Source organism: Mesorhizobium sp. RSR380A, assembly GCF_054719385.1.
On sequence record NZ_JBTTIB010000001.1, the window covers coordinates 2,035,471 to 2,053,304 of the forward strand.

The following is a 17,834-nucleotide window of genomic DNA, read 5'->3' on the forward strand; positions in this document are numbered from 1 at the left end:
TAAATTAGCTGGCGTGCCGCAAGCTCACGCCGCTGCCCTTGTCGAACAGCACCACCTTGTCCTGATTCCAGGCAAAGCGCACCGGCTGCTCGATCTGGACATCGGTTCTGGCCGGCACCGTGGCGCGCAGCGTCGTGTCGCCGACCCGCAGAGTCAGGATCTTTTCCACGCCATGGTTCTCGACATCGTGGACGCGTGCCTCGACCGGCGCACCGCTTTCAAGATACACATCCTCAGGTCGAATACCGAAGACGAGCGGGCGACCGTCGGTCGCACCGCCCGCCTTGGCACCCCCAGAGAAAGGCAGTTCGAAATTCAGCGGCGCCATCACCGCGCGGCCGTTGACCAGCTTGCCATCGATCAGGTTCATCGGCGGCGAGCCGACGAAGCTCGCCACATAGGTATCGCGCGGATTGTTATAGATCTCGTGCGGCGTGCCGGTCTGGATGATGCGGCCATGGTTGAGCACGCCCACCTTGTCGCCCATCGACATCGCCTCGATCTGGTCGTGGGTGACGAACAGGAAGGTGGCGCCAAGCTGGATCTGCAGGTTCTTCAGTTCCGTGCGCAGCGCCTCGCGCAGTTTGGCGTCGAGCGCCGACAGCGGTTCATCCATCAGGAACACGCGCGGCTTGCGCACGATGGCGCGCCCGATCGAGACGCGCTGCATTTCGCCGCCTGAAAGGCGGTCAGTCTTGCGGTCGAGCAGATGCTCGATCCGCAGTGTCTTGGCCGCCCGCGCAACACGGTCCTTGATCTCGGCATCCGGCAGCCGACGTATCTTCGGCTTCAGGGGAAATTCGAGATTTTCGCGGACCGTATAGCGCGGATAGAGCGAATATTGCTGCAGCACGAGCGCCACGTCGCGCTCGGCCGCACCCCAGTCGGCGACGTCGACGCCGTCGATGAACACCTGACCCTCGGTCGGCTTTTCCAGACCCGCGATCATGCGCAGCGTCGTCGTCTTGCCGGCGCCGGTCTCGCCGAGCAGCACGAAGAACTCGCCATCGGCGATCTCGAGATCGAGCCCGGCCAGTGCGGTGTGGTTGCCGAAGCTCTTGGAAATATTCTTGAGCTGGATATGAGCCATCAGAGCCTCACCTCAAGCGACTTGCCGCTTGCCGTGTCGAAGAAATGTGCCTGCGTCGGATCGATCCTGGCGAAGACCTTTTCGCCCGGGCCGCCGACGAAGCCGCTCTTGGTGCGCGCGCGCAGCATCTTGGAGCCGACCTTGAGATCGACAATGTCGAACGAGCCGAGCGGCTCGACGATCTGTGTCTCGACCGGCACGAAACCCTCCGCCGCTTCATGGCGCACCAGCACGCCTTCCGGCCGGATGCCGAGCGCAAGCTGGCCGCCGGCATGGCCGTTGAGCTTGGACAAAAGCGTGCGCGGGAATTCGAAGCCGGCGGCAGCGCCACCGAGGGTGACCGAGGCCGCCGAAGCGGTTTCGGCGATCGCCGCGTCGGCGACGTTCATCACCGGGCTGCCGACGAACTGCGCCACGAACAGATTGGCCGGATGCGAATAGACCTCGTCGGGCGAACCGACCTGCTGCAGCACGCCCTCATGCATGATCACGATGCGGTCGGCGAGGCTCATCGCCTCGATCTGGTCGTGCGTGACATAGATGGTGGTCGAGCCCTGTTTGATGTGCAGCCGCTTGATCTCGGCCCGCATCTCTTCGCGCAGCTTGGCGTCGAGGGCGCCGATCGGCTCGTCCATCAGCATCGCCTTCGGCCGCCGCACCAGAGCCCGGCCGATGGCCACACGCTGCATGTCGCCGCCCGACAGCGCCGACGGCTTCTTGGCCAGCAGTTCCGTGATCTGCAGCGTCTTGGCGACCGAGCGCACCTCGCTATCGATCTCGGCCTTGCTCTTGCGCGTCGCGCGCAAGGGAAAAGCAATGTTCTCATAGACGCTCATATGCGGGTAGAGCGAGAACGACTGGAACACCATGGCGATGTCGCGGTCGGCGGCCTTGAGGTGTTGCACCGGCTTGCCGTCGATGAGGATGTCACCGCCGTCGATCGTCTCCAGCCCGGCAACCGCCCTCAATGTCGTCGTCTTGCCGCAACCCGACTGACCGAGCAGCACGATGAACTCGTTGTCGTCGATCTTGAGGTTGAGGTCCTTGATGACCTGGACCGCACCGAAGAATTTCTGGACGCCGCGAAGCTCAATCTGGGTCAATGCTCTGCTCCCGGATTGCGCACCTGGCCGGTACCGGCCTTCTCCGCCGGCGCGATCTTCGAGGTGATGTTGAAGCCGATCAGGCCGATCAGGATGATGGTCACGCCATAGCTGTGCAGCAGCAGGTTCCACGGCTGGCAAAGCGCGATGATGCCGAGGACCATCAGTACCTGAGACCCCGGTTCGAGATATTTCTGGTTGATGGCTCGAAAGCTCATTTGCGGATCGCTCCGAAGGACATGCCGCGCAGCAAATGGTTGCGGAGCAGGAAGGTGAAGATTGCGACCGGCAGCAGGAACAGGAAGGTTCCGGCGGCGATCACCGTCCAGTCGGGCAGGCCGGCGCCGACCTGGCTGGGGATGAAGGGCGGCGCCGTCTGGGCGCGGCGGTTGGTCATGATCAGCGCGAAAGCATACTCGTTCCACGCCGTGATGAAGCAGAAAACCGCAGTCGCGGCGATGCCGGTGGCGGCCTCCGGCAGCACGATCTTGAAGAAGGCTTCCATGCGGGTGTAGCCGTCGACCAGCGCTGCCTCTTCATACTCCTTCGGGATCTCGTCCATGAACCCCTTCATCAGCCACACCGAAAAGGACAGGTTGAAGGCGGTATAAAGGATGATCAGCCCGATATGGGAATCGTTTAGGCCGACGGCCCGGTACATCAGGAACATCGGGATCGCGACCACCACCGGCGGCAGCATGCGCGTCGACAGGATGAAGAAGAGCAGATCCGCCTCCCCCTTCACCTTGAAGCGCGAGAAGCCGTAGGCGGTGAAGGTACCCATGCCGACAGCCAGCACCGTCGAGGTGATGGCAATGATCAGCGAGTTCATGAAGCGGCTCGGATAGCCGGACCATTGCACCTGGCCCTTGCCGTCGCGCACGATCTTTTCACCGCCGTCGAACACGACACGTTCCCACCAGGGTGCCGCCGCATACTCTTCCGGCGACGGCGGGTTGCGCATCTGCGAGCGCTTGGTGAACAGCTTGACGAACGGCGATATCTCGGGCTGGAACACCACCGTCGGCGGGATGGTCGTGGCAAGATTGCGCGGCTTGAACGCCGTCGAGGCGATCCAGTAGATCGGCGCCAGGAAGATGATCGTCACCAAAAGGACGGCGACGATGGCGACGCGATTGAAGCCTATTTCGGAAGAAGTGCGGACGGCGGCCATCTCAGCGCTCCTTCACCTTGTTGAGGTACTTGACGTAGATGTTGGTGATGGCCAGCACCATGATCAGCACGATGTAGGCGAGCGCGCAGGAGCGCCCGGTCTGCCATTCCTGGAACGCCATCTTGTACAGCCGGATAGAGATCAGCTCGGCCGTCGGCTGGCTGGTCAGGATATAGGCGAGGTCGAAGGTCTTGAACGCTTCCATGGTGCGGAAGATGACCGCGATCATCAGGATCGGCGCGACCAGCGGCAGCGTGATGCGGAAGAAGGTGTAGAACGGTCCGGCGCGGTCGATCGCCGCTGCTTCGTAGAGATGCTTCGGCACCGCTGAAAGACCGGCCAGCGACAACAGCATGACGAAGGGCGACCACATCCAGATGTCGGTTAGCGCAACCGCATAGAGCGCCATCTTGGGATCCGCCAGCCACTCGAAATTGCCGAGGCCAAGCGCATAGTTGATGACCCCCCATGACGGATCATAGAGCAGTTTCCAGAACAGACCGACGACGGCCATCGACAGCATCATCGGCAGCAGCAGCAGCGTTGTGATGAGACCCTTGAGGGGAATATCCCGGTTGAGCAGCATGGCCACGCCGAAGCCGACGAGCAGCTGACCCGCGACCGAGATGATGACGTACTTCGCGGTGATGGCGAAGTTGGACCAGACATAGGGGTCGTTGAGCAGGTCGCGATAATTCTGCAGCCCGACGAAATTCGCCGGCGCGTTGGTCGACGCGCGGAAATCGGTGAAGGAATAGCCCAGCGAATAGATCAGCGGGAAAATGTTGAAGACGATCAGGAACAGGATCGTCGGGATTATGAAGAGGTTGCGGATCGACATGTCGCTCAAGCCGCGTGCAGCGGCTCGCGAGGAAGTGTCCAGCGTGGTGATCATCGTGGTCGCCAAGACCCTGCTCCCGTTTCGGAAAAAAGAACGGAGGAGGCACGGATGCCTCCTCCGCGAGAAAAGCTGCTTATTGGCCGCGGCCGTATTTCTTGAACGTCGCGTTCCAGTCGCCTGCGAGCGCGTCCAGCGTTTCCTTGGCGGTGCCTTCGCCGCCGATCATGTAGGGATAGACGCGCTGGTTGAGCTGCTGCAGCAGCTCGGCATATTCCGGCACCGCCCAGAAGTCCTTCACCTTGAACATGGTCTCGTAGAAGGCCTTGTTGTACGGCGTGGCGTTCTGGAACTCCTCCGACTTGAGCACGGCAGCGCTGCAGGTGTAGCCGCCGAGCGCCGCCCACTTCTTCTGGGTCTCGTCCTTGATGAACCATTCAAGGAACTTCGTCGCCTCTTCCTGCTTCTTGGAGTAGGAAACGATCGAGATGCCCTGACCGCCGAGTGCGGCGAACTGATCGCCGTTCGGGCCTGGAGGATTGGCGAAGAAGCCGGTGTTCTTGGCGTTCGGGTTCGACGCCTCGTTGATCAGCGAGGGGAAGAACGCGAAGTAGTTCATGCTCATCGCGGCCAGGTTTTCGGTGATCGCCTGATTGTCCTCGACGAAGAACGACTTGGCCCAGCCCGGAGGCGTGAACGTGTAGAGTTCCTTGTAGGCGTCGAGTGCGGCGATTGCCTTGTCGGAGTTGATGAAACCGTCGACCTTGTAGGTCTTGTAGTCACCCAGTTCGCCGCCGAAGGAGAACAGCGCGTTTTCGAAGCCCATCGCCATCGCGTCATAGGAATTGTCGGTGTAGATGGCGATGCCGTATCGCTTCTGATCCGGCCGGTAGAAGAACTCCGCGATGTCGCGCAGCGCCTTGAAATCCTTCGGCACGTCGAGATCGTAGCCGTACTTGGCCTTGAAGGCTTCCTTTTCCTTCGGGTCCTCGAACCAGTCCTTGCGATAGGACCAGCCGACAGCGTCGCCTTCGAGCGGGATCGCCCAGTACTTGCTGCTGCCGCCCGGATACTCGGCGTAATATTTCACCGTTGCCGGCGCCATCACTTCGCCAAGCTTGTGCTTGTTGAAGAAGTCGGTCAGGTCGACATAGTGGCCGCCGGTCGAGCCGGCGCCGAGCCATTGCGAGTCGCCGACGACCATATCATAGGCGTCGCCATGGGCGTTGAACTCGGTGAAAGCCTTGGTCTGGAAGTCGGACCAGGGCGTGGTTTCCACCGTGATCTTGACGCCGGTTTCCTTCTCGTACTCGTTGCCGAGTTCCTGCAGATAATTGGCCGGATCCCATTCCGCCCAAAAGATGGTGAGCTCCTTGTCCTGCGCGTAGACGGACGTTCCGCAGGCAAGTACTAAGCCGATACCAGCAAGCAGGCTGGTCATTGTCTTGCGCATAATGATTTCCTCCCTTGTGCGCATTCTACCTTGTCATGCTAGCCGGCGGTGAAGCCGGCCTGGTAGTTCCTCCCGAGATCGCACCTTTCCGGTTCCAAGCCTCCTCGCTTTGCCGGAAACTGGATCGCAGCTCTCACTTTCGATCCGCTTTTCTGTCCTGATCTGGTATTACCAATTTTAGATAGCCGTCAAGCTCTTTCTTGGATCACCACCGGACCTTGTATAACCGGATTCTTCATGTATCCGTCTGTTTTCCCTGAATTTTCCTACTCGTTGATATAGAAGAGCCTTGTTTCGGCACTGCCATCCCGGTTAACATCAATAGTGGGCATCGAAATCTGGTCGAACCAGATTGGCGCTATTTCGCCAACGCCTCTGGCCGGGCCACATCGGTTTCAGCCGTCGATTCCGCCACCGCGGCGCGCACAAGGGCGCCCGCCGCCCATTGCGCGACCGACCGCATGCCGCGGCTATCGAGCCCCCATATATCCTTCAGCACGATCAGCACTTCGACGCCGAACATCATCGACAGCGCCTGCGCCAGGCGCTTGAACTCGCGCGGCGGCAGCCGGCCCTTGAGCGGTGCGATGGCATCCTTCAGCAGCTGGACGCGATGTCCGCGCGTGAATTGCGGCTCGCCGCCCAGCGTGCCCGCCTGCCGCTGCGCCCATTGGTCGAGCGACAGTTTCAGCGCTGCCTTGAAAGTTGCCTCGAAAGCTTCGATGCGCGGCATGGCGGTATCGAACAATTCGGCAACGCGCCGCCCGGCATCGGTGGACGTCGATTGCCAGGTCAGGATCGGCCCAAGCCCCTCGTCAACCACCGCCTGCACCAGGGCTGCCTGGCTGGGGAAATAGCGATAGGCGGTGGCGCGCGACACTTGCGCCACCTCCGCCACTTCGCTCACAGACGGGGTGACGCCCGCCTGCATCAGCCGCGTCGCCGTCTCCAGCATCAGCCGTTTTGTGCGGGCCCGCGGGCCGCGTTCGGCAGCCTCGTTGGCGTCGTCGTTCCCAGCGGCTTGTTGACGTGAGACTTCCATGTCAATACGATACGCGCGTCTCAAAAAATTGCAATGACCTTTGCCCACCGAAAGGCCGGCAAAGGGCGACAGGCGGCCCGGCGCCGGTCGACCGGTGACGGGAGAAACGCGATGAAGCGCATCTACGTGGTGGGCACAGCCGACACCAAGGGCGAGGAACTTGCCTTCCTGGCCGACGCAATTGCCGCCACCGGCAGTTCGGTTGCCCGCGTCGACATCGGAACGCGCGGCGCCACCGTGCCGGTCGATATCCCGGCCAGCGAGGTCGCGGCGGATCATCCGGATGGAGCCAGTGGCGTGCTCGGCATCGATGATCGCGGCACGGCGGTGGCCGGCATGAGCGCCGCCTTCACAAATTTCATTCAGTCGCGCGACGACATATCAGGCGTGATCGGCATTGGCGGCGGTGGCGGCACGTCGATCATCACTGCCGGCATGCGCGCGCTGCCGCTTGGGCTGCCCAAGATCATGGTCTCGACGCTCGCCTCCGGCGACACCGCGGCCTATGTCGACGTCTCCGACATCATCATGATGCCATCAGTCACCGATATGGCGGGACTGAACCGGCTCTCCCGCACGGTGCTGCACAACGCGGCGCAGGCAATCGCCGGCATGGCTGCCAAGCCGGCGCCGACTGCCACCGGCAAGCCGGCACTCGGGCTCACCATGTTCGGCGTCACCACGCCTTGCGTGACCGCCATCGCGGATCAGTTGCGCGCCAACTATGACTGCATGGTTTTCCACGCCACCGGCACCGGCGGCCGCTCGATGGAGAAGCTCGCGGACTCGGGCCTGCTCGCCGGCGTCATCGACATCACCACGACGGAAGTCTGCGACCTGCTGTTCGGCGGCGTGCTGCCGGCGACGGAGGACCGCTTCGGCGCCATCGCCCGCACCAAGCTGCCCTATGTAGGCTCGGTCGGCGCGCTGGACATGGTCAATTTCTGGGCGCCGCCGACCATTCCCGAGAAGTTTAGGGGCCGGCTGTTCTACGAGCACAATCCCAACGTCACACTGATGCGCACCACGGTGGACGAATGCCGCGGTATAGGCGAGTGGATCGGCACCAGGCTCGCTCGCTGCGAGGGCCCTGTGCATTTCCTGATCCCCGAAAAAGGTGTCTCGGCACTCGATATCGAGGGCGGCGCCTTCTTCGACCCCGAAGCCGACGCCGTGCTGTTCGGTGCCGTCGAGCGCACCATCAAGCCGAACGCCGCGCGCCGGGTCTCACGCCTGCCGTTGCACATCAACGATCCGGAATTTGCCAAAGCCGCAACCGCGGCCTTCCTCGACATCGCCAGATAGTGAGAGCCAACAAATGCCCGCAATACCGCGCAAGGACATATTGAAGAAGTTCAAGGCGATGATCGCCGACGGCGTGCCCATCGTTGGGGGCGGCGCCGGCACTGGCCTGTCGGCCAAGGCCGAGGAAGCCGGCGGCATCGACCTCATCATCATCTACAATTCCGGCCGCTATCGCATGGCCGGGCGCGGCTCGGCTGCGGGCCTGCTCGCCTATGGCAACGCCAACGAGATCGTCAAGGAAATGGCCTATGAGGTGCTGCCGGTGGTCAAAAAGACGCCGGTGCTGGCCGGTGTCAACGGCACCGATCCGTTCGTCATCATGCCGCTGCTGCTTGCCGAGCTGAAGACGATGGGCTTTTCCGGCGTGCAGAATTTCCCGACCATCGGCCTGTTCGATGGCAGCATGCGCCAGAGTTTTGAGGAAACCGGCATGGGCTTCGGGCTGGAGGTCGACATGATCGCCGAGGCGCACAAGCTCGATCTTCTGACCACGCCCTATGTCTTCAACCCCGACGAGGCGCGCGCCATGACAAAAGCCGGCGCCGACATCGTCGTTGCCCATATGGGGGTGACGACCGGCGGCTCGATCGGAGCCACGTCGGCCAAGTCGCTCGACGACTGCGTGGTCGAGATCGACGTCATCGCCAACGCGGCGCGCTCGGTGCGCAAGGATGTCATCCTGCTTTGCCATGGCGGGCCGATCTCGATGCCGGATGATGCCCGCTACATCCTCGACCGCTGCAAGGGCCTGCACGGCTTTTATGGCGCGAGTTCGATGGAACGGCTGCCGGCTGAAGCCGCGATCGCCAGGCAGACGGCGGATTTCAAGGCCGTCATGCTGCACGACCAGAAGAAAAAGAAGGGGATGAGATCATGACCGACAAGAGCAAGGTATTCGTATACCCGAAGGACGTGAGCGCCTTCGGCTTTGACTGGGGCAAGCTGTCGCTGACGGTGGCGCCTGAAGTGAATGGCGCTGAGCGCTTTTCCGGCGGCGTCGTCGACCTGCCCTCAGGCAAGGGCCACACCCGCCACAACCACCCCGGCGCGGAAGAAATCATCTTCGTCATCTCAGGCAATGGCGAACAGATGGTCGAGGACGAGAACGGCAATCCGGTCGTCGCCAAGGTCGGCCCCGGCTGCACCATCTATGTGCCGGAAAGCCGTTTCCATTCGACACTGAACACGGGCGATGGGCCGATGCAGCTCTTCGTGGTCTATTCGCCGGCCGGACCCGAACTGGTGCTGCGGGAGTTGCCAGATTTCAGGTTGATCCCGGCGGGGAAATGATGATTTCTTCCAGGGGTAGCGCCGCCCCTCATTGTCTTGCCGGACATTTCTCCCCGTATAGTGACGGGGAGAAAGATGCTTTCATCGGCGATTTCGCCAATCGCCCGAGCTGCCTTCTTCTCCCCGTTTTACGGGGAGAAGGTGCCGGCAGGCGGATGAGGGGCGGCGCCGGCCTTCGTTCTATAAAGCCCCACCTCTATTCCAGCCCCGCGCCCGATCCCCAAACATCACATATCCCGTATCCGTCACCGCCAACGTGTCCTCCAACTTGATGAACCCCCGCGTCGGGTGAAGCATGGTCGTCTCCACCGACAGCACCATGTTTGTCTCCAGCGGCTTGGCCGAATAGGTGCCTTCATAGGTGACCGGGTGGTTGGTCATCAGGAACGGCGCTTCATGGGTGATCAGGCCCATGCCATGGGCGAAGAAATCCGTATAGGGCGCGACCTTCGACGCCTTCAGCACGCCCTCCGCGTGCGAAATCATATCGCCGCCGATGGTGCCTGCCCTCACCTTCGAGAACGCCGCCTGCTGCACCGTCTCGACCTCGGCCAACAGATCTTCCAGCTCGGCATCCGGTTCGCCCAGAATGCCCATGCGGCAGAGGTCGCCAATATAGCCGTGATAATTGCCGCCGGAATCGATCGACAGCACCTCGCCCTTTTCCCAAGCCTGCGGTGACGCCGCACGGTTGTGGCTGGAGCCCAGCGTCAGCAGGCAATATTCGAAATGCGCGCCGCGATTGGTCTCCTCGCGCCTGAGCTGCTCGATCATCTCGGCCTTGGTCGTGCCTTCGCGCGCCCACTGGATAGTCGCCAACATGGAATCGGTGATCAGCTCGGAGGCGATGCGCAGCTTCTCCAGCTCGGCGTCTGTCTTGATGGCGCGCATGCGCTCCAGCATGTCGGTCGCGTCGATCAGCTTCGCGTCCGGCAACGCCTTGCGGATCAGCGCATAGGCATCGGACGGCAGGAAGGCCGGCTCGATGCCGATGCGGGCGCCTGCCTTGCCGATCTTGCTGACATGCTCGACCGCAAGATTGGCGGCGTCGAGCGTACCCCAGCAGGCGGCATGCAGCGTCGGCGTCCAGAACGGGTTGTTCTGGTGCTCGGCGCCTTCCATGCGGTTGCCGATATAGGCGGCATGATCCGGCCCGCCCTTCTCATAGACGACAACAGGCAGATAGCGGCTGTGGCCAATCGCATCCATGGCGGCGAAGAAGATGAATTTGTAGCCACCGAGCAGATATTGCGTGTTGTGCTTGGACGTCGCCAGCAGCACATCGATGCCGGCTTCCTCCATCAGCCGGTCGACCCTTGCCTGGTCGAACGGGATATTGCTGACGGCATTCTTGCCCGGGGCAATGTTCATTGTTCTCTCCCTGATTTCCGTGGGATCGCCGGCCGCGCTGCGCCCGATTCCCTTGGCTGTCGGTCAAATCTGCATCATTTTGTCCACTCTGGTCCAGCCAGAAATAGGTCAAATTGCTTCAGCGGGCGGTCGCCAAGTCGTCTTTGCTGCATATCAAGGCAATCTGGTCCTACCAGAATATCAGAATGAAAGGGCCACCTCTAAACTGGTCCAGCGGACGAAAATTTCAAAGCCAAGCAAGGATGCGCCAATTCCGTCTCTGGCGAAACCCTTGGCAAGGGCCATAATCGCCGCGAGGATGCTGGCGGGTGCCGCCAGCTTCGAGGGGTGCGCCCATCTGGTCGCGGAGAGGACGGAGTTCGGTCATGTCAGATATTTCCAGACGCACGCTGCTTGGCGGCTCAGCTTTGCTGCTGGCCTCCACCGCCCTGCCCACATTCAGCTGGGCGCAGACGCCGAAGAAAGGTGGCCGGCTGGTGCTCGCCGCCGATTCCGAGCCGCGCAATCTCAACCCGGCAATCGTCGCCTCCAACGGCGTTTTCTTCATCTCCAGCAAGATTGTCGAGACGCTGGCCGAAGCCTCGTTCGACGGCAAGGACGGGCTCGAGCCCCGCTTGGCGCTCTCCTGGGAAGGTGCTGCCGACGGGCTCTCGGTAACCTTCAAACTGCGCGATGGCGTCAAATGGCATGACGGCAAGCCGTTCACCTCGGCCGACGTCGCCTTCTCGGCGCTGCAGATATGGAAGCCGCTGCAGAATCTCGGCCGCACCGTGTTCAAGGATCTGGCCAGCGTCGACACCCCCGACGATCTCACCGCCGTGTTCAAATTCGCCAAACCGACCCCGTTCCAGCTGATACGCAATGCCTTGCCGGCGCTGAGCAGCGTGGTGCCGAAACATATCTACGAAGTCGGCAAGATCGAGGACAACCCGGCCAACAATGCCCCCATCGGCACCGGCCCGTTCAAGTTCGGCGAGTACAAGGCCGGCCAATATTACAAGCTGACAAGGAATGCGAACTATTGGGGCAAGGACGAGCCCTATCTCGACGAGATCATCTATCAGGTGCTGCCGGACCGCACGTCCGCCGCGGCCGCACTCGAGGCCGAAGAGATCCAGCTCGCCGCCTTCTCCGCCGTGCCACTGGCCGACCTCGACCGCATCTCGAAAGTGCCGGGCCTGAAGGTCATCTCCAAGGGCTATGAGGGGCTGACCTATCAACTCGTCGTCGAGATCAACCATCGCCGCAAGGAACTGGCCGACGTGAAGGTGCGCCAGGCGATCGCGCATGCCATCGACAAGGATTTCGTCGTCAAGACGGTGTTCCTCGGCTATGCCGCCACCGCTACCGGTCCGGTGCCGAAGAACGACCCGCAATTCTACACCGCCGACGTGCCGACCTATCCCTTCGACGTCGCCAAGGCCAACGCCCTGCTCGATGAGGCCGGCTACACCAAGGCCGATGATGGCAAGCGGTTTGCGCTCAAGCTTTTGCCGGCACCCTATTTCAACGAAACAAAACAGTTCGGCGATTATCTGCGCCAGGCGCTGGCCGCGATCGGCATCGACGCCGTGATCGTCAACAACGACTCGGCCGCGCACATCAAGGCCGTCTACACCGACCACGCCTTCGACCTCGCCGTCGGCCCGCCGGTGTTCCGCGGCGATCCTGCGATCTCGACCACAATCCTGGTGCAGAGCGGCATTCCCGACGGTGTGCCGTTCTCCAACCAGGGTGGCTACAAGAACGCCGAGCTCGATGCGCTGATCGCCAAGGCATCGGAAACGCTGGATGCGTCAGCGCGCACCGACCTCTACAACGAATTCCAGAAACAGGTCGCGGCCGACCTGCCGCTGATCAACGTCGCCGAATGGAGCTTCATCAGCGTCGCGCGCGATACCGTGGGCAACATCGCCAACAACCCGCGATGGGCGGTGTCGAACTGGGCGGACACCTATCTGGCTGGCTAGCGATCAGCCCGGCATGCTTGCGCATCGGTTGGACGAATGCTCATCATCAGGGATGAGAGTTCCTTCACGCCTCTGTTCTGTCCTGCCGGATAGCGCCAACCTTCACCCTCCCCCTTGTGGGGAGGGTCGGCGAGCGGTTGCTGCGCAGCGGCAGCCGCTCGACGGGGTGGGGGTAGCGCCCTACGAGAACCCCCACCCCGCTCCGCTTCGCGGATCGACCCTCCCCACAAGGGGGAGGGTAAGGCAGCCATGACCCGTGCCCTCACCCTCATTCGCCGTCGCCTCGTCGGCAGCATCTTCGTGCTGCTGATCGTCATCATCGGCACATTCCTCCTCCTGGAAGCCGCCCCCGGTGACGCGGTCGACGCCTACATCGTCTCGACCGGTGGCGATGCCGGCATGATCGAGTTGCTGCGCCATCGCTGGGGCCTCGACCAGTCCGAGTTGACCCGGCTCGCCAACTACCTCTGGGCGCTGCTGCATTTCGACCTTGGCCAGTCCGTTACCTTCTCGCGGCCAATTCGCGATGTCATCCTGGAACGCCTGCCGACGACACTGCTCCTGATGGTCACCGCCACTGCGCTCTCCTTCGGGTTCGGCTCGGCGCTCGGCATCTACGCCGGCGCCAGACCCGGCAGCTTTCGCGACCGCTTCCTGTCGATCGGCTCGCTGGCGCTTTATGCCGTGCCGGGCTTCTGGCTCGGCCTGGTGCTGATCGTCGTCTTTGCCGTCGACCTGCGCTGGCTGCCGATCGGCGGCATCGAGAGCCTGGCCTCGGACAAAATCGGGTTGGACCGCGCCGCCGACATCGCCGTCCATCTCGTCCTGCCGGTTTCCGCGCTCGGCTTCATCTATCTCGCGCTCTATCTGCGCATGATGCGCGCCGGCATGGCCGAGGCGTGGCGGCAGGATTTTGTGCTCGCCGCCCGCGCCAGGGGGCTGTCGCGCCGCCGCATCGTGCTCGCCCATGTCGCCCGCAACGCGCTCTTGCCGCTGGTCACCATGCTCGGCCTGCAATCGGCGCAGATGCTTGGCGGCAGCGTCGTCATCGAGAGCGTCTTTGCCGTGCCCGGCCTCGGCCGGCTGGCGCAGGAAGCGGTCGCCTCGCGCGACACGCCGCTGCTGCTCGGCATCATCCTCACCAGCGCCGTCCTCGTCATTGCCGTCAACCTTGCCGTCGACATCGCCTACGCCTTCCTCGACCCGCGCGTCGGCGCCGACGAGGCCAGCGCGTGAGCGCGCTGCCGCGGTTCCTGCGCCGGCCGGAAGCGGTCGCCGGCGCGATCATCCTGGCGCTTCTGTTCGCCATGGCGCTGTTTGCGTCGCTGCTCTTCCCCGGCGACCCGCAGGCCATTGCCGGACCAGCACTGCTGCCGCCCTTCCAGGACTGGTCGCTGCCGCTCGGCACCGACCGGCTCGGCCGTGACGTGCTGGCCGAACTGTTCCACGGCGCCCGCACCTCGCTGGCGGTCGGCCTGGCGGCGGCAGCGGCGGCACTCTTCATCGGCGCGGTCGTCGGCACGCTGGCCGGCTTTGCCGGCGGCCTTGTGGACGAGGGGCTGATGCGCATCACCGATGCCTTCCAGACCGTGCCGAGTTTTCTCCTGGCGCTGGCCTTCGTCAGCGTCGTCGGGCCGTCGCTCGGCGTCGTCGTCACGGCAATAGCGCTTGGCGCCTGGACCGGACCGGCGCGTGTAGCGCGCGCCGAAGTGCTGTCGATCCGCGAGCGCGATTACGTCGCCGGCGCCCGCGTCATCGGCATGCACCCGCTTGAGATCGCTTTTCGCGAGGTGTTGCCCAACGCGTTGCCGCCGGTGCTGGCCTTGTCCTCGGTGATCGTGGCCGCCGCGATCCTCACCGAGGCAGCGCTGTCCTTCCTCGGTCTCGGCGACCCCAATCGCGTCACTTGGGGCGGCATGATCGCCGAGGGCCGCACTGTGCTGCGCACCGCGCCCTTTCTGTCGATCGTTCCGGGCATTGCCCTGGTGCTGACCGTGCTCGGTATCTATCTCGCCGGCGAAGGCGTGGTGGAGACGACGGCGGTGCGGAGGAGCCTGTCGTGACCGCACTGGCTGAGATACGCGATCTGTCGGTGCGCTATTTCAGCGATGGCAGCGAGGTGACGGCGCTGAAGGGGGTCAGCCTGGATGTTATTGCCGGCGAGCGGCTGGCGATTATCGGCGAAAGCGGTTCGGGCAAGAGCACGCTGGTGCTGGCGGTGGCTGGACTGCTGCCGGCGAGCGCCAAGATTGAAGGGCATGTCAAGTGGCAATTTCAGGCGCCGCGATCCTTCCCACCCCCCTCTGTCCTGCCGGACATCTCCCCCGCAAGGGGGGAGATCAGCAGCTTTGCCGACGGCTTCCCTTCTGCAACGTTCGTGGTTGGCGAAGGCGGAGATGAGAGAGCAATCTCCCCCCTTGCGGGGGAGATGTCCGGCAGGACAGAGGGGGGTGTGACGGAACGCCGACCTCTCAAATTAACCGAGCCCAGCACGCTCCCCCTTCCCGGCCGCGACATTGGTTTCGTCTTCCAGGACCCCTCCGCCAGCCTCGACCCCGTCATGACCGTCGGCAAACAGATCGCCGAAGTCGCCCGCACCCACCTCGGCCTCGACTGGCCACAAGCTTACGCCAAAGCCAAAACCCTGCTCGAACGTGTCCGGCTGCCCGATCCACAAACCGCCATGCGCGCTTTCCCGCACCAGCTCTCCGGCGGCCAGAAGCAGCGCGTTGCAATTGCCGCGGCCATTGCAGCCGGTCCGAAACTGCTGACCGCCGACGAGGCGACCAGCGCGCTGGACACCATTGTGCAAGCGGAAATCGTCAGCCTCATTCGGCAACTGGTGGCGGAGGACGGCATGACGCTGCTGTTCATCAGCCACGACATCGCGCTGGCCGCCGAACTCGCAGAGCGTATCGCTGTATTCCGGAACGCCGAACTGATAGAACTCGGCCCGACGGAGCAAATCATAAACGCCCCGCGCCATGCCTATACGCGAACGCTGCTCGACGCCCATCTCGGCCTCGACGCCGATCCGCTGCTACGACGGGCGCCGGCATGAACTTGCTCACCGTCTCCGGTCTTACCAAGCGATACCGTCTTGGCGGCAAGGCCATCGCGGCCGTCGACGGTGTCTCCTTCGCCATCGAACCCGGCGAGACGCTGGCGCTGGCCGGGCCCTCCGGCAGCGGCAAGTCGACGATCGCGCGGCTGGTGCTTAGGTTGATCGAGCCCGACGCCGGCACCGTCCAGTTCGAAGGCGATGACTTTCTGCTCTTGAAGGGTGCGGCCCTGCGCACCAAGCGCGCGCGCCTGCAAATGGTGTTCCAGGATCCGCTCGCCGCGTTCAACCCGCGCGCCACGGTGGCTCGCGTGCTTGACGATCCCTTGCGCATCCATGCCATCGCTTCCCGCGCCGAGAGGCCGGCCCGCATTGCTGCCTTGCTGGATCGCGTCGGGCTGGCAGCCGATCTCGCCCCGCGCGCCATTCACGAAATCTCCGGCGGCCAGCGCCAGCGCGTCGCCATCGCCCGCGCCATTGCGACAAACCCGTCGCTGATCGTGCTCGACGAGGCAGTGTCGGCGCTCGATGTTTCGGTGCGCGGACAGATCCTCGAACTGCTGCTCGACCTGCAAGCCAGGGAACGGATCGCCTATCTCTTCATTTCGCACGATCTCGGCGTGGTCCGTGCGATCGCTCACCGCGTCGTCCTTCTCGACGCCGGGCGGATCGCCGAGAGCGGCGACGCCCGCACCATCATCGACGGGCCGCAATCGGCGGTCGGCAAGGCGCTGGTGGCGGCCGCGCCAAGATTGAACAGGATCCGGCCATGATCCCGCAAAGTGCAAACCCGTTTGCGGACAAGATCATGGTCAAAGGCAAGGACACATCATGACCGATCCCGAAGCACCCAGAGCCGAAAAACTCTCGCGCGAACTCGATTCCGCCTTCCGCACCCGCGCCGATCTCTACCGTCTGTTTCTCGACGAGCTGACCGGCGAACTCGGCGCGGAAAAGGCCGAGGCGATCATGATCCGCACCATCGAGCAGCGCGGCAAGGAGGTGGCGGCGGCCGCCTTCGCCCGTTTCGGACCTAACGACGCGCCGGCCATCGGCGAGGCATTTTTGGCCGTCAGCCCGGATGGCGGCCTGATGTATCCGACCGATGTCGAGCGCGGGCCGGACCACATCGCCTTCAAGGTGAAGCGTTGTCCGCTGAAGGACGCCTGGGTCGAGGCCGGTGTCGGTGATGAAAAACTCGCCACGCTCTGCCGCATCGCCGGCGCTTTCGACCGTGGTCTGTTCGAGGCAACGGGCGTGCGCTTCGACAATGTCACCTGGACGCCGGGCCACGGCTCCGGCTGCTGCCACATCGCGCTGACCAACCGGGATGCCGCCGGATAGCCAATGCTGATCAGTCGGCGGCAAACACATGCATCTCCGTGCCCGCCTGTTCGGCAGCAGTGCGCAGGTCGGCCTTCGGTTCGCTGTCGGTGACGATATCGGCAATGTCATCGAGCCCGCAGATGCGTTCCAGACTGCTGCGGCCAAACTTGTCGTGGGTCACCACCAGCACCGTCGACAGTGAACGCGATATCATTGCGCGTTTAACGGCCGCGGCGCCCGAGATCATGTCGCTCGGACCATCGGCGCTTATCCCCGATGCGCCGATAATGGCGACGTCGGCATTGTAGCGGCGCAGGAACTCGACGGTGTCTTCGCCCAACACGCTGCCTTCCCGGCTATCATAGGTCCCGGGGCAGAGCAGCACCCGAAAGGTCGGATTGGCGCCCGCCACCGAGGCCACGCCGGTGGAATTGGTGATGATGGTCAGGTCGCGCTTCAGCTGCGAAAGGTTGCGCGCCACCTCATAGGTGGTCGAACCGCCATCGATCATCACGATCTGGCCCTTCTCGACAAGGCTTGCCGCGCCGCGGCCGATTCGGGCGCGCTCCTCGATCAGGGTCAGGCCACGCTCCGAAATCACCGGTTCTGATGTCACCAGCGAGATCGTCGCACCGCCATAGGTGCGGTTGATCAGCCCGGCATCGCCGAGTTCGATGAGATCGCGGCGGATGGTCTCGCCGGCGACGCCGATGCGCCGTGCGAGCTTGGAGATGCGTATCGACGCCGACCGGCGCACTTCCGAAAGGATAAGCGCGTGCCGCTCCTTCTTCGTCAGTCGGCCTTGGTCCAT

At 63.3% G+C, this 17,834-nt stretch carries 18 protein-coding genes; 9 read left to right on the forward strand and 9 right to left on the reverse strand.

All coding sequences use genetic code 11. From position 1 onward, the window contains the following. Window positions 1-4 precede the first annotated feature (4 nt). The 7 genes from ACYG9Z_RS09825 to ACYG9Z_RS09855 form a co-directional block, all read right to left on the reverse strand. Complete coding sequence (locus ACYG9Z_RS09825; RefSeq protein ID WP_023683001.1) at window positions 5-1,090, reverse strand: ABC transporter ATP-binding protein; 1,086 nt, start codon at window positions 1,088-1,090, stop codon at window positions 5-7. Then, window positions 1,090-2,193, reverse strand: a complete 1,104-nt coding sequence (locus ACYG9Z_RS09830; RefSeq protein WP_023753229.1) for an ABC transporter ATP-binding protein — start codon at window positions 2,191-2,193, stop codon at window positions 1,090-1,092. Before ACYG9Z_RS09830 ends, ACYG9Z_RS09825 begins: the two co-directional genes overlap by 1 nt. Next, the gene (locus ACYG9Z_RS09835; RefSeq protein ID WP_023669846.1) at window positions 2,190-2,411 is read right to left on the reverse strand and encodes a hypothetical protein; all 222 of its coding nucleotides are present in this window, start codon (window positions 2,409-2,411) and stop codon (window positions 2,190-2,192) included. The genes ACYG9Z_RS09830 and ACYG9Z_RS09835 overlap by 4 nt, the downstream gene beginning before the upstream one ends. Then, complete coding sequence (locus tag ACYG9Z_RS09840; RefSeq protein WP_023682998.1) at window positions 2,408-3,367, reverse strand: carbohydrate ABC transporter permease; 960 nt, start codon at window positions 3,365-3,367, stop codon at window positions 2,408-2,410. The genes ACYG9Z_RS09835 and ACYG9Z_RS09840 overlap by 4 nt, the downstream gene beginning before the upstream one ends. Window position 3,368: 1 nt before the next feature. Beyond that, window positions 3,369-4,274, reverse strand: a complete 906-nt coding sequence (locus ACYG9Z_RS09845) for a carbohydrate ABC transporter permease (protein ID WP_023682997.1) — start codon at window positions 4,272-4,274, stop codon at window positions 3,369-3,371. Window positions 4,275-4,341: 67 nt separating this feature from the next. Then, on the reverse strand, window positions 4,342-5,658 hold the full coding sequence (locus ACYG9Z_RS09850) for an ABC transporter substrate-binding protein (protein WP_023669849.1): 1,317 nt from the start codon (window positions 5,656-5,658) through the stop codon (window positions 4,342-4,344). Between the two features lie 358 nt (window positions 5,659-6,016). Further along, window positions 6,017-6,700, reverse strand: coding sequence for a TetR/AcrR family transcriptional regulator (locus tag ACYG9Z_RS09855; RefSeq protein WP_023753230.1), 684 nt, complete (start codon window positions 6,698-6,700; stop codon window positions 6,017-6,019). A gap of 111 nt (window positions 6,701-6,811) precedes the next feature. Here ACYG9Z_RS09855 and ACYG9Z_RS09860 point away from each other — a divergent pair, with 111 nt between their 5' ends. From ACYG9Z_RS09860 to ACYG9Z_RS09870, 3 genes are read left to right on the forward strand one after another with little or no spacing between them, the layout of a single operon-like run. Next, window positions 6,812-8,005 (forward strand): Tm-1-like ATP-binding domain-containing protein, encoded by a 1,194-nt coding sequence (locus tag ACYG9Z_RS09860; RefSeq protein ID WP_031244306.1) that lies wholly within the window; start codon window positions 6,812-6,814, stop codon window positions 8,003-8,005. Between the two features lie 13 nt (window positions 8,006-8,018). Beyond that, window positions 8,019-8,882 (forward strand): phosphoenolpyruvate hydrolase family protein, encoded by an 864-nt coding sequence (locus tag ACYG9Z_RS09865; protein ID WP_023704250.1) that lies wholly within the window; start codon window positions 8,019-8,021, stop codon window positions 8,880-8,882. Then, on the forward strand, window positions 8,879-9,295 hold the full coding sequence (locus tag ACYG9Z_RS09870) for a cupin domain-containing protein (RefSeq protein ID WP_023753232.1): 417 nt from the start codon (window positions 8,879-8,881) through the stop codon (window positions 9,293-9,295). The genes ACYG9Z_RS09865 and ACYG9Z_RS09870 overlap by 4 nt, the downstream gene beginning before the upstream one ends. A gap of 180 nt (window positions 9,296-9,475) precedes the next feature. Here ACYG9Z_RS09870 and ACYG9Z_RS09875 read toward each other — a convergent pair whose 3' ends face one another. Continuing rightward, on the reverse strand, window positions 9,476-10,666 hold the full coding sequence (locus ACYG9Z_RS09875) for a M24 family metallopeptidase (protein WP_023753233.1): 1,191 nt from the start codon (window positions 10,664-10,666) through the stop codon (window positions 9,476-9,478). 365 nt (window positions 10,667-11,031) lie between these two features. Here ACYG9Z_RS09875 and ACYG9Z_RS09880 point away from each other — a divergent pair, with 365 nt between their 5' ends. From ACYG9Z_RS09880 to ACYG9Z_RS09905, 6 genes are all read left to right on the forward strand, one after another. Further along, entirely contained in the window at window positions 11,032-12,636 is a 1,605-nt protein-coding gene (locus ACYG9Z_RS09880; RefSeq protein WP_023669855.1) for an ABC transporter substrate-binding protein, read from the forward strand. Window positions 12,637-12,885: 249 nt separating this feature from the next. Beyond that, complete coding sequence (locus ACYG9Z_RS09885; RefSeq protein WP_023751740.1) at window positions 12,886-13,872, forward strand: ABC transporter permease; 987 nt, start codon at window positions 12,886-12,888, stop codon at window positions 13,870-13,872. Further along, window positions 13,869-14,699: an ABC transporter permease gene (locus ACYG9Z_RS09890; protein WP_023728582.1), complete on the forward strand. Its 831-nt coding sequence runs from the start codon at window positions 13,869-13,871 to the stop codon at window positions 14,697-14,699. Before ACYG9Z_RS09885 ends, ACYG9Z_RS09890 begins: the two co-directional genes overlap by 4 nt. Continuing rightward, the gene (locus ACYG9Z_RS09895; protein ID WP_023751738.1) at window positions 14,696-15,697 is read left to right on the forward strand and encodes an ABC transporter ATP-binding protein; all 1,002 of its coding nucleotides are present in this window, start codon (window positions 14,696-14,698) and stop codon (window positions 15,695-15,697) included. Before ACYG9Z_RS09890 ends, ACYG9Z_RS09895 begins: the two co-directional genes overlap by 4 nt. Next, the gene (locus ACYG9Z_RS09900) at window positions 15,694-16,470 is read left to right on the forward strand and encodes an ATP-binding cassette domain-containing protein (protein WP_023751737.1); all 777 of its coding nucleotides are present in this window, start codon (window positions 15,694-15,696) and stop codon (window positions 16,468-16,470) included. Before ACYG9Z_RS09895 ends, ACYG9Z_RS09900 begins: the two co-directional genes overlap by 4 nt. A gap of 58 nt (window positions 16,471-16,528) precedes the next feature. Then, on the forward strand, window positions 16,529-17,041 hold the full coding sequence (locus tag ACYG9Z_RS09905; protein ID WP_023751736.1) for an L-2-amino-thiazoline-4-carboxylic acid hydrolase: 513 nt from the start codon (window positions 16,529-16,531) through the stop codon (window positions 17,039-17,041). A gap of 10 nt (window positions 17,042-17,051) precedes the next feature. On the opposite strand, the gene ACYG9Z_RS09910 is transcribed toward ACYG9Z_RS09905, so the two are convergent. After that, window positions 17,052-17,834, reverse strand: a complete 783-nt coding sequence (locus tag ACYG9Z_RS09910; protein WP_023712282.1) for a DeoR/GlpR family DNA-binding transcription regulator — start codon at window positions 17,832-17,834, stop codon at window positions 17,052-17,054.

Bases quoted from the DNA above. Each gene is read 5' to 3' on its own strand.
- ACYG9Z_RS09910 (WP_023712282.1), bottom strand. From the start codon at position 17,834: ATGGACCAAGGCCGACTGACGAAGAAGGAGCGGCACGCGCTTATCCTT.
- ACYG9Z_RS09875 (WP_023753233.1), bottom strand. From the start codon at position 10,666: ATGAACATTGCCCCGGGCAAGAATGCCGTCAGCAATATCCCGTTCGAC.
- ACYG9Z_RS09850 (WP_023669849.1), bottom strand. From the start codon at position 5,658: ATGCGCAAGACAATGACCAGCCTGCTTGCTGGTATCGGCTTAGTACTT.
- ACYG9Z_RS09880 (WP_023669855.1), top strand. From the start codon at position 11,032: ATGTCAGATATTTCCAGACGCACGCTGCTTGGCGGCTCAGCTTTGCTG.
- ACYG9Z_RS09870 (WP_023753232.1), top strand. From the start codon at position 8,879: ATGACCGACAAGAGCAAGGTATTCGTATACCCGAAGGACGTGAGCGCC.
- ACYG9Z_RS09905 (WP_023751736.1), top strand. From the start codon at position 16,529: ATGACCGATCCCGAAGCACCCAGAGCCGAAAAACTCTCGCGCGAACTC.
- ACYG9Z_RS09825 (WP_023683001.1), bottom strand. From the start codon at position 1,090: ATGGCTCATATCCAGCTCAAGAATATTTCCAAGAGCTTCGGCAACCAC.
- ACYG9Z_RS09900 (WP_023751737.1), top strand. From the start codon at position 15,694: ATGAACTTGCTCACCGTCTCCGGTCTTACCAAGCGATACCGTCTTGGC.
- ACYG9Z_RS09860 (WP_031244306.1), top strand. From the start codon at position 6,812: ATGAAGCGCATCTACGTGGTGGGCACAGCCGACACCAAGGGCGAGGAA.
- ACYG9Z_RS09840 (WP_023682998.1), bottom strand. From the start codon at position 3,367: ATGGCCGCCGTCCGCACTTCTTCCGAAATAGGCTTCAATCGCGTCGCC.
- ACYG9Z_RS09855 (WP_023753230.1), bottom strand. From the start codon at position 6,700: ATGGAAGTCTCACGTCAACAAGCCGCTGGGAACGACGACGCCAACGAG.
- ACYG9Z_RS09835 (WP_023669846.1), bottom strand. From the start codon at position 2,411: ATGAGCTTTCGAGCCATCAACCAGAAATATCTCGAACCGGGGTCTCAG.
- ACYG9Z_RS09865 (WP_023704250.1), top strand. From the start codon at position 8,019: ATGCCCGCAATACCGCGCAAGGACATATTGAAGAAGTTCAAGGCGATG.
- ACYG9Z_RS09885 (WP_023751740.1), top strand. From the start codon at position 12,886: ATGACCCGTGCCCTCACCCTCATTCGCCGTCGCCTCGTCGGCAGCATC.